The 3124-nt window shown below is 45.6% G+C and carries 2 protein-coding genes; both read left to right on the forward strand.

What is annotated here, in order from left to right:
• Positions 1-1179: hypothetical protein (locus ACKPQ4_RS09305; protein WP_407680907.1), on the forward strand; the 1179-nt coding region annotated here is incomplete at its 5' end.
• Positions 1176-3124 (forward strand): UvrD-helicase domain-containing protein (locus tag ACKPQ4_RS09310; protein WP_407680908.1); only part of this gene is annotated, 1949 nt, incomplete at its 3' end. The genes ACKPQ4_RS09305 and ACKPQ4_RS09310, both read left to right, overlap by 4 nt.

Consider the following 3124-nt stretch of genomic DNA (forward strand, 5'->3'; position numbering starts at 1 on the left):
ATTTCCCCCTCTGTGGTAATCGCCGAATTATTGGATGCATTAGACAAAGTGGTCGATTTTGGGGATAGGGATAACCGCCCAATTTTGGCCAAGGATGTGCTGGTACAATCCCAATCCCTGCATCCATTTGCAGTGGATAATTTTACGGGTGGTCAATTGCCCCGTTCCTTTTCCAGTGATCATTGCTTGGCCGCCCGGGCGTTGGTATTTCCGGATAAACAAATTCTTCCATTTGTGAACTCCTCGATTCCTTTATCGACAGATTCTTTAGAGGGCATTTCTTTGGTTGATTTAATTCGATTTTTTGAGAGTCCGTCTAAGTATTTTTTAGTAAATTGCCTGGGTATGAGTTTGTGGGAGGATGATCCACCTCCTCAAGATCACGAGCCTATGTCTTTAAATAACCTCGAGAAATATGGGGTTAAAAACCGCTTGCTTGCTATGGCGTTGACGCCTGAACCAGAGATAAACTTTCATGCCCTCGAAAAAGCAAAGGGCAGTTTACCTCCAGGTAGCTTAGGTGAAGTCTGGTTTAACGAGGCAGCCATTGAGGTCGATCAATTTATAGAACGATGGGGAGATGCCCTGGTTGGTAAATACGCCCCGCCGGCTTTACTGGAGGGGATCATCTCAGGTCTTAAAATCCGTGGGGAGGTTGTTTCTGTTCTTAACGGTAAACAGGTATTGTACCGTTGCGGAGCTACTCGACCAAAGGATCGATTGTCTGCTTGGATTAAACATTTATTTACCTGTGCATTTTTGCCTTTGGATTCCTTGGAGACTCGCTTCTTTGCTATGGATAAGGCTAAGAAATATTTATCTTTTGAGCCTATTCCTGAAGATCAATCCAAAGAACTTCTTTCTAAATTAATCGAGGTTTTTCAAGAAGGCATGCTTAGACCCATTCCTTTTTTTCCTGCTTCTTCCCATGCTTATGCGAAGGAATTATTAAATGGGGAGAGTCCAGTGACTGATGAGTTAAAAGATGGGGCGGTCAAGAAAGCTCGTCAGGAGTGGGAACCATCCAGCTTTTCCCGTGGCGGTCCTAAAGAGGGAGAGTCTGCGGAAAACCTCACCTGTTTTCGGGACGATCCAATTGGCCATCCGGCATTTGCCCATCTTGCACAAGAAGTTTTTGGACCTTTACTTGACCATCAACGGGAGGAGAAAGAGCTATGATGCCACTCTCCTTTGACTGTGCAAATGAGCCTTTAGATGAGGGCGTCTGTTTACTCGAGGCAAGTGCAGGGACGGGTAAAACCTTTGCCCTTGCCCGTATTTTTTTACGTCTAGTTGCGGAGCATGGCCTGGAGGTTTCTAAAATTCTTGTGGTTACATTCACCACCGCAGCTACTGAGGAACTACGGGGAAGGATTCGGGAACTCTTGGTCGAAGCATTGGAACTGCTCCAGGGGGAGGGGTGCGAAATCGATGATGAAACCATTCGGCAACTTGCGAACTCTGGAAGCAATAAAGACAAATACATCCGTCGGATCCGATTAGCCATAACCTGTTTTGATGAAGCAGTCATTCATACCATTCATGGGTTTTGCAACCGTGTGTTGGCAGAAAATTCTTTGGAGACTCATGCACTTTTTGAAGCGGAATTGGACCAATCTGCAGATGATTTAATTACCGAAGCAATGCATGAATTTTGGCGTTGTTCCATGGCTGATGTCCATCCTGTGGTTGCTGCCTCGGCTTCTGTTTCTAGGTTGGGACCGGATGAACTGGTAAAGTTTTACAAGAGTTTGCCGGTTACCCGATCTTTCCAAATGGGGTTTGGTCAGGGTGAGGACCCTGCCTTGTTCAGGGAACAATTAATTCTTGGCTTTGAACTGCTTAAAGATTCATGGATACAGGGGAGAGATGAATATTTTCAATTCATCGAAAAATGCGTGAATAAAAGAAATCGTGCTTACACCCAATCCGACCGCCATGCCCGTTTGCTTGATGATTTATTGGTCAAACAATCCATTTCCCCATCTGGGATAGAGGTTCTACGGGAAATTCGATCTTCCAAACTCTCTGTACGTAAAGAATTTATTAACGACCCAAGGCCCCAATTTTCCCGGCAGGCGGAAGAGTTTTGTTTAGCATTGGACCGGTTTTTCACCATTGTCCGAATCGACGGTGCGAATTATTTGCGCAAACGTATAGAGGAATGGAAGAATGCCCGTGGTTTACTTTCTTTTGATGATCTTTTACGGCTCACTGCCGATGCAGTAACCCGAAAAACCGAGGCTGGAGAGTCTTTGCGTCAATCCTTGCGGACAAGTTTTGAAGCGGCTCTCATCGATGAGTTCCAGGATACCGACCCTGTACAATTCAAAATCTTTCAGGAATTATTCGGGTCGAGTGAAAAGCACAGAATGTATCTGATTGGTGATCCCAAACAATCAATCTACCGGTTTCGTGGTGCTGATATTGAGGCCTATTTTGAATTTGCCCGTGCAACCGGAGCCAAGACTTATTCTTTGGATAAAAACTTTCGGACCACTTCTTCCTTGGTCCGTGGGGTTAATCAATTTTTATCTGCCCCTGCGGAAAGTCCCTTTTTGCATCCCCAACTTCCTTTCCACCCAGTCAATCCAAACCTTGGAGGGTCAGCAGATCAGAACAAGTTGTTTCAATTTGGCGAAAATTCTACTCCTTCATTTGTGATTCGTGAATTACAAATCCCCGGAGATCGTCGGCCTAATAAGTCGATTACTCAGGGCGCCATCCGTATTGATATGGCCAATGAAATATTTGATCTTTTGAATGACGGAAGGGTAGGGGGACAAGAGGTGAACCCGGGCGATATTGCCGTCCTTGTACGATCGAACTCCGAAGCCCGTGAGGTTTGGGAATATTTTTGTTCCCGTGGATTACCCGCCGTTGTTTTCAGTGATATGAGCTTGTTTGAGACCGAAGAGAGTCGTGAACTTTGTTGGGTCTTACAGGGACTATCCGATGCACAAAATGATCGCTCTATCAGAAGGGCTCTCGCTACAGGCCTGCTTGGAATGTCGAGTGATGATTTCCAGGTTTGGAAGGATGATCCAGCTGAATGGGAAAGATGGGTCGGGCAATTCCGTGGTATTCGAAAGACCTGGCGAGAACAGGGAATCTATGTGGCTTT

Origin of the sequence: Candidatus Chordibacter forsetii (assembly GCF_964187505.1) — a bacterium.
In the GTDB taxonomy this organism is placed as follows: domain Bacteria; phylum Verrucomicrobiota; class Verrucomicrobiia; order Opitutales; family Seribacteraceae; genus Chordibacter; species Chordibacter forsetii.